This is a genomic window from Streptomyces sp. NPDC048392, assembly GCF_043200575.1.
Classification (GTDB): Bacteria; Actinomycetota; Actinomycetes; order Streptomycetales; family Streptomycetaceae; genus Streptomyces.
Window position 1 is genome coordinate 37356 of sequence record NZ_JBICYB010000042.1, and the last position, 7122, is coordinate 44477.

Consider the following 7122-nt stretch of genomic DNA (forward strand, 5'->3'; position numbering starts at 1 on the left):
AGGGGGCGGGGTGGCCGCGCGGACCGGCGGGCGCGCCGTCGGGCCCGGTCGGCCGCGCGGTCGGAGAACGCGGTTCAGGAGCCGGTCGAACGCCGGTCGGTCAGGGGAGTCATACGGACCCGGGAGAGCAGCCGGGACAGCGTGGCGGCCTCGGCCGGCGACCCGTCGACGCCGACGGCGGCGGTGTCCAGCAGCCGCTCGGCACCCGCGGCCCCGTCGGGCCCGCGCAGGCCCAGCACGGCGGCGGGCGCGTCCTCGGGGTCGCCGTCCACGTCGACGAGCCGTACGACGAGGTCGTCGCGGTGGAAGACGGTGGCGGCGAGTACCGGGCCGTCCGGGTCCCGCGCGGCGGACGCGTCCTGGCGCGCCAGCAGCCGGGCCAGTTCCGCACCGGCGCCGGTGCGCACCGGGTAGAGCAGCGCGAGCCGCTGCCTGCGCGCGCCGGCCCGGTCGCGGGACGCCGCGTGGTGGACGGCCGGCATGGCGGCCCGGGTGAAGAACCGCCGGGCGGACCGCGGGTCACCGAGGTCCCGGTCCTGCTCCAGATACGGGTTGAGGGCCTCCTCGACGGCCCGCACCCCGGGCTGCCTGGCCACGTGGCGCAGCGCGGTCTGCAGGTCGCCCCGCACCTCCACGGCCCGCACGATCCGGTTGCCGTGCATGAACAGCGAGGTGCGCAGCAGCCGTGTGGAGCCGTCCACGTGCGCGTCGGGCGACACGTACTCGGACAGCAGCCGGGCGGTCTCGGCCTCGCTGCCCGGCCGTACGGTGAACGTGAGGGCGTGGCGCACGACGTTGCCCCCGATGCGGGGCGCGGAGCGCGGCTCACCGGGCGCGGGCCGCGCGCCGTCGGTCTCCCGCAGCACGCTGTAGCGCAGCGAGTGGGTGTCACGGACGCAGTCCTGCAGCGGCTCGACGGTGTCCAGGTGCTCGTCGCTGTTGACCCAGGCCAGGAAGGGCGCGGCGCTCTCCCACTCGCTGGTGAGCAGCCACTGGGTCGGATTCTCCAGGGACTGGCACAGCTGGTCGCTGACGTGTCCCGGAACGGCGGCGACCCGGTCGCGGATGCGCTCGTAGGCGTCCAGGAACTCCTGCTGCATTCCGTCGTGGATGTCCAGCATCAGGACGACCCGCACCCGGGATCCGTCGAACGCGGATATCGACACACCGCCCGCTTCGGCCGCCGCGACGGCCGAAGCCGCCGTGACGTCCGTCGCGTCCGTCGCGTCCGTGCTCGGGGCATCCGCCGACGCGGCATCCGTCGCTACGACGGGAGAGACCGTCATCCGGCCCACCTCTTCTCCGGGGAACTTCCTCGTGGACTGGGGGGCGATCGCCGCGGCGCGCGCCTGGCAGGCGGGGTGCGACGAACGCGTAAGCACGATCGTGGGCCGTGCCCGCGGGGACCGCGAACCAGGAGGGTTAAGCGGGTGAAGCCTGCGCCGCGGCGGGCCTCGCCGGACCTCACGGGGCATGCATGAAGGCCCCGACGCACATCTGTCGCGGGGCGTGTCCGCCACTCACGCGTGTCGCGGGCGCGTCTGTCACTGGCGCATGCCGCCGGGCGCGTCTGTCACTCACACATGCCGCCGGGCGCGTCTGCCACCCACGCCTGTCGCAACGGAGGACGAACAACCATGAACGAAAGAGCCGACCGGTCCGACGGAGCGGCCCCCGCGGTCCACCGCGTCCCGGTCCTCGTCGTCGGCGGATCCCTGGTGGGCCTGTCGACCTCGGTGTTCCTGGGGCGGCTGGGCGTCCGGCACACCCTGGTGGAGCGCCACGCGGGCACCTCCATCCACCCGCGCGGGCGCGGCAACAACGTCCGCACGATGGAGCTCTTCCGGGTGGCCGGGGCAGAGCCGGACATCCGCCGGGCCGCCGCCACCCTGGCCGACAACCACGGCATCCTGCAGACGCCCACGCTGTCCGGCGACGCGGGGGAGTGGCTGTTCAAGCAGATCGACCCCGGAGGCGGCCTGGCCCGCTTCAGCCCCAGCTCCTGGTGCCTGTGCAGCCAGAACGACCTGGAACCCGAACTCCTCACCCACGCCACCAAGCTCGGCGGCGACCTGCGCTTCGGCACCGAACTGCTCTCCTTCGAGGCCGACACCGAGGGCGTCACGGCGATCGTGAAAAGCCGCGAGACCGGCGAGCACACCACCGTCCGTGCGGACTACCTGGTCGCCGCCGACGGCCCCCGCAGCCCCGTCCGCGAGCAGCTCGGCATCGGCCAGAGCGGCCCCGGCGACCTCTTCCACAACGTCAGCATCACCTTCCGCTCCCGTCGCCTCGCCGACGTGGTGGGCGACCGCCGCTTCATCGTCTGCTACCTGACGGACGAGAACGCCGACGGCGCCCTCCTGCCCGTCGACAACCGCGAGAACTGGGTCTTCCACGCCCCCTGGCACCCCGAACGGGGCGAGACCGTCGAGGACTTCACCGACGAACGCTGCGCCGCCCACATCCGCCGCGCGATCGGCGACCCCGGCCTCGACGTCCAGATCACCGGCAAGGCCCCCTGGCACGCCGCCCAGCGCGTCGCCCGCAGCTACCGCTCCGGACGCGTCCTGCTCGCCGGCGACTCGGCCCACGAGATGTCCCCCACCGGCGCCTTCGGCTCCAACACCGGCATCCAGGACGCCCACAACCTCGCCTGGAAACTCGCCGCGGTGCTGGAGGGCTGGGCGGGCGAAGCCCTCCTGGACACCTACGACACGGAACGCCGCCCGGTCGCGGAGGCCACCAGCGCCCGAGCCGCCGCCCGCTCGGTGGAACACAGCCACCCCGGGTTCGCACCGCCGCCGTTCATGGGGGGCGGGGCACCGGGCGGCCCCGGCACGGGCGGAGCAACCGGGGCATCCGGTGGTGCGGGCGGTGCGGGCGGTGCGTTTGGTGGTGGTCCCGGGGGTGCCCAGGCTGGTGGTCCCGGGGGCGTGTCTGGTGGCGGCTCCGGGGGTGCGCGGGGTGGTGGCTCCCGGGGTGCGTCCGGTGATGGTCCCGGGGGTGTGCCCGGTGCCGGCCCAGGAGGTGCACCTCGTGGTGGTAGAGGAGGCGCGCCCGGTGGTCGCACAGGAGGCGCGCCCGGTGGTGGCACAGGAGGCGCGCCCGGTGGTGGCACAGGAGGCGCGCCCGGTGGTGGCCCCGGAGGCGGTCCCGGCGGCGCCCCGCAGCGCGGCATCCTCAACGTCGCCCTCGGCTACCGCTACCCCCAGGGCGCGGTGGTCGGCGCCGACCCGGCGACCCCGGTGGTCCCGGAGGGCCTCGACCTCACCGGCGCCCCCGGCAGCAGGGCTCCCCACCTCTGGCTGCGCAAGGGCGACGCCCGCGTCTCCACCCTTGACCTCTACGAGGACTCCCTCGTCCTGCTCAGCGACGCGGCCCAGCCCACCGGCTGGCACGAGGCGGCGACCCGACTGGCGTCCGAGACGCGGATCCCGCTGAAGCCGTACCGCGTGGGCGGGACACCCGAGGCCGACCTGATCCCGGACGACGAGGAGACCGACTGGGCGCGGGCCCACGGAGTGACCCGTGGCGGCGCGGTCCTGATCCGTCCCGACGGCTTCGTGGCCTGGCGCTCCCCGGGCCCCGCCCCCGACCCGGAGGCGATGCTGCGCCAGGTGCTGGGGACGGTGCTCGCCCGCACGTGAGGCGACCCTCCCGACCGGGGACCACTCCCCGCTCACCTGCCGGCGTCTGGCCGAGCGGCTGAACGGGGGAATGGCCCCCGGTAAGCGCAGGGGTGGAGCGGACGTGGCGGACAGGGCGCTGGTACTGGGCGGCGGCGGTCCGACCGCGTACGGGTGGCAGGTCGGGCACCGGCGGGACCGGCCGACGCCGGGGTGGACCTCGCGGACGCCGACGTCCTCGCCGGACGTCGGCGGGCTCCCTGCTTGCGCTGGACCTGGCCAGGGGGTCGGCCCCGGCCGACCTGTACAAGGAGCAGGTCAACGGCGAACACATCATGCCGGACGTGGACTTCACACTCGCCATGACGCTCACGTACCTGTGGGCGGCGCTGGATTCACGCGATCAGAAGACGGTGGTGAAACGCCTGGGCCGCCTGGCGCTCGTCATCCCCCGCCGCCGTCGTCCTCGGCGGATGGATCGCCGTGCAGGTGTTCAGCGAACGCGGCCACCGGGGCGGGACCACGGTCAACATCCGCACGGCCACGTCCAAGCGCGACCAATTCCACGGCTGCCGATCAGCCGTTGCCACGCCCGGCCCTCAGCCGGATGACCGCAGCCATCCACTGGCCGCCAATCGCACTCACCGTCACTGTCAGCGCGAAAGACAGCGAGTCGTCCCACGACTTGCCCCTCACCCAATGCCAGAACACGGCTGCAAGCCCGGCCACGGCAAGCGTGTAACCCAGCAATGCCAGCCAGCGCACCCCCCGGCACCGCGCCGGAGGGTGCGAAGGCGTTGCCTCATCACCTGACCACTGACGCTCCGTCATTCGACTCAGCTACCCCTTGAGGGCGAGGACCCACGTGTTCGAGAACCGTGTCATCACCGGCCCGGCCGACGCCGACCGCGTCACCGTCGCCCTGTCCGCCGCCTTCGCCATCGGCCGGGCCGCCAGTACCCCACCCGCGACGCCGGCGCACCCGAAGACGGCGCCTGTCAGCGCTCAAGGGGACGGGCTGCCTCTGGACTGGCCTGCCAGCCGGGTGACTCCACTCCAGGACTTGAGCCCGCACGTCGCTGCCGCACCACGAATACAGCCGCGACGACCGAGAGCACCAGAAAGAACAGGGCGCCGCCGCCCGACATCACCACCAGTACGGCTGCCCCGCCGCCCCCGACATCACCTTCACGGGCGACTACGTGGGGATCGTCCGCCTGGTACCGAACGGTTAGTGAGGTGCCGACAGAGCTCCTGCCCCCGCCGCTGCCTATCGGAAGATCCGCCACGACGGTCCGCCCGTCGGCCTCGAAGTCGACCTGGCAGTGGCCGACCATGCACGAGCCGCTCGTGTGCAACGTCGCACGAGCCCGCTCACCATTCTGGAGGGAGCGCAGATGGGCCGCTGGAAACGTCATCAGCGCCGACAGCGCACCCAGTAGCAGGGTGAGCACCAGCGAACCTAACAGGGACGCGCGAGGCCCCAAATCGCGGTTCTGCTGGTGCGCGCTGGAGGCACCCGCGTTCGATATCCCGTTCAGGGCTCTCACTGTCCAATCGCATTCGTGTCGAGGTGGTGTGCCACGTCTCACACGTGGACGGCACCTCGAATCCGTGTCGCTGAACAGGTTAAAAAGTTTGCCGAGTAGGCATCACGTATTGATTCGGCACATCGGACACTGCCTGGCTGCCTGCTGTCGGCAACAAAGGCCGGAGCGGCTTTGGGTGGAAGCTGCTGCCTTCTACGTTTCTTCCCGGCCGAGCGAGCACCGGGTCCACTCGCGGACGACGAATCGAACCGAGTCGACTTTCGCCACAGTTCGCCTGCGTACAAAGGTCACCAGGAGCGCCGGCAGCGCAGCTGCCGCGACCGCCGCGGTCTTCAAACTCGTCGAGCCCGCTCAGGTCCGGTGGCGGGCGGTGAACGCCCCTCATCTCGTTGCCCTCGTGCGGGCCGGAGCCCGCTTCGAACGCGGACTGCTCGTGGAGCGGCCCGAAGCCACTGCGGCCTGAGCGCCGTCAACCGGCGACTGCGCGGGACCAGTACTCGCGGATCATCGCCCACTTCTCCTCGAAGTCGGCGTCCCACCGGCTGCTGGTGAACGCCCGGATCCGTGCGTGACCGTCCGTGGACCCGGACGGGGCACAGGCCCCACCACTCACCACCGCGCTTGGTGGCGTCTCCTCCCTATCCGGGCGACCTCGGTCCATGGGATCGACTGCGACTGAAGAAGGTGCGGAACCCCATTGCCGGAATGCTCTACGACAAACCTAGGATCACGCGAACGCAGTCCTCAATTCGCTTCAGCTCGCTTGCATCTAGCAGACCGAGACGTTTCCGGAGGTTTGATTTAGGTACGGTGTGCAGGTCGGTACAGTTCACATAGGACTCGGGATACTTGGTTACTCCGCACTCGGGCCCGATCGGGACATGAGTTGCAGCGGGTCCAGACGTGCCTGTGACCACCGCGACGGTGACGGCTGCTAGCGGCTCTGCGATGCGTTTGACCGTGAGGATTACTACGGGGTGTGGACCAATTCTTGGCAGAGCGCAGCCCCAGACCTCGCCACGCACTGCGGTCCCGACATTCACCATTCGTATTCGTCTGCCGCTTCCAGTTCATCCGCAGTGGCGAGCAATGCACCTGTTGGGATGGGGGCCGCATCTTCTTTATAGAAGGCCCGAATCTCTTCAGAGGCTGCCACCTCTGCCGCCTCGCGTGAGAGGAGGCGGAGTCCCTCTCGAAGTGCATCAGAGACCGATGCCAGATTGAGCGACTGCATTACCAATCGCAGGTCTGCCATCTCATCAGGCTTTAGCCGGACTTGAGCCACCTCGGTGGAACTGGTGTAGCTGCCCGCAGGCAACCGTGGTGATCGGTACTGCCCGGACTTAGCAGGTTTCTTCTTGGTGATGGCGGCAGGCTTCAGGGTCCTGGAGATCGCGGCAGACTTGGCGGCCTTGTTGCGAGTGACGCTGGTCTCGGCGTGCTTCGTGCTGGCAGCGCCTGTCTTGCTCTTCTTGTTTCGGGTTTCAGGGGTCATCGTTGCTCCTTCCCCGGCTCTGTCATACAGATGTCATACATCGAGTGTCATGGGCCCAGTCCGGCTGGTCAAGGCGGCGGCTGCGGAGGGGCCTGGAAGTGTGTCGCGCATGTATCGCAGATAGTGCGCGAACAGTGAGAGACAACGAGAGAGAGCGGGAGTCAGTGAGACTGACTCCCGCTCTCTCCTGTCGGCATCCGCCCAGCTCAGCATCTTTTTCCTGCTGACTGCGTGGCGAGTGCCCCCGGCAGGATTCGAACCTGCGCACACGGCTCCGGAGGGCATGATCATGCGTCGCGCGATTCCGGCTCTGGCCTGTATCTATGCCCATCTGGCGCTTTGCCTGGACGGATGGGACTGCTGCACGGACAGGTGACACCTGACCTGGCTTGCTGAGAGGCGGCCTGGAAGGATGTTGCAGTGCCCAAGCCGTATCCGAAGGAGTTCC

General features: G+C 70.3%; 6 protein-coding genes and 1 pseudogene. 2 read left to right on the plus strand and 5 right to left on the minus strand.

Going from position 1 to position 7122, the window contains the following annotated elements:
- Positions 1-74: 74 nt before the first annotated feature.
- On the minus strand, positions 75-1286 hold the full coding sequence (locus tag ACGFYH_RS32985) for a SchA/CurD-like domain-containing protein (protein WP_393806840.1): 1212 nt from the start codon (positions 1284-1286) through the stop codon (positions 75-77).
- Between the two features lie 351 nt (positions 1287-1637).
- On the opposite strand from ACGFYH_RS32985, the gene ACGFYH_RS32990 reads away from it, so the two are divergent.
- On the plus strand, positions 1638-3650 hold the full coding sequence (locus ACGFYH_RS32990) for an FAD-dependent oxidoreductase (RefSeq protein ID WP_393806841.1): 2013 nt from the start codon (positions 1638-1640) through the stop codon (positions 3648-3650).
- A gap of 555 nt (positions 3651-4205) precedes the next feature.
- On the opposite strand, the gene ACGFYH_RS32995 is transcribed toward ACGFYH_RS32990, so the two are convergent.
- Both ACGFYH_RS32995 and ACGFYH_RS33000 read right to left on the minus strand, forming a co-directional pair.
- Positions 4206-4394 (minus strand): hypothetical protein, encoded by a 189-nt coding sequence (locus ACGFYH_RS32995; RefSeq protein ID WP_393806842.1) that lies wholly within the window; start codon positions 4392-4394, stop codon positions 4206-4208.
- A gap of 233 nt (positions 4395-4627) precedes the next feature.
- Positions 4628-5221, minus strand: a complete 594-nt coding sequence (locus tag ACGFYH_RS33000) for a DUF3592 domain-containing protein (RefSeq protein ID WP_393806843.1) — start codon at positions 5219-5221, stop codon at positions 4628-4630.
- Positions 5222-5387: 166 nt separating this feature from the next.
- Here ACGFYH_RS33000 and ACGFYH_RS33005 point away from each other — a divergent pair.
- Positions 5388-5642 (plus strand): annotated as a pseudogene (locus ACGFYH_RS33005) (IS256 family transposase); the annotation flags it as partial.
- A gap of 247 nt (positions 5643-5889) precedes the next feature.
- On the opposite strand, the gene ACGFYH_RS33010 reads toward ACGFYH_RS33005, so the two are convergent.
- Complete coding sequence (locus ACGFYH_RS33010) at positions 5890-6225, minus strand: type II toxin-antitoxin system PemK/MazF family toxin (RefSeq protein WP_393806844.1); 336 nt, start codon at positions 6223-6225, stop codon at positions 5890-5892.
- A complete protein-coding gene (locus ACGFYH_RS33015; RefSeq protein ID WP_393806845.1) occupies positions 6219-6674 on the minus strand; it encodes a hypothetical protein in 456 nt (151 codons plus the stop codon). The genes ACGFYH_RS33010 and ACGFYH_RS33015 overlap by 7 nt, the downstream gene beginning before the upstream one ends.
- Positions 6675-7122: the final 448 nt, after the last annotated feature.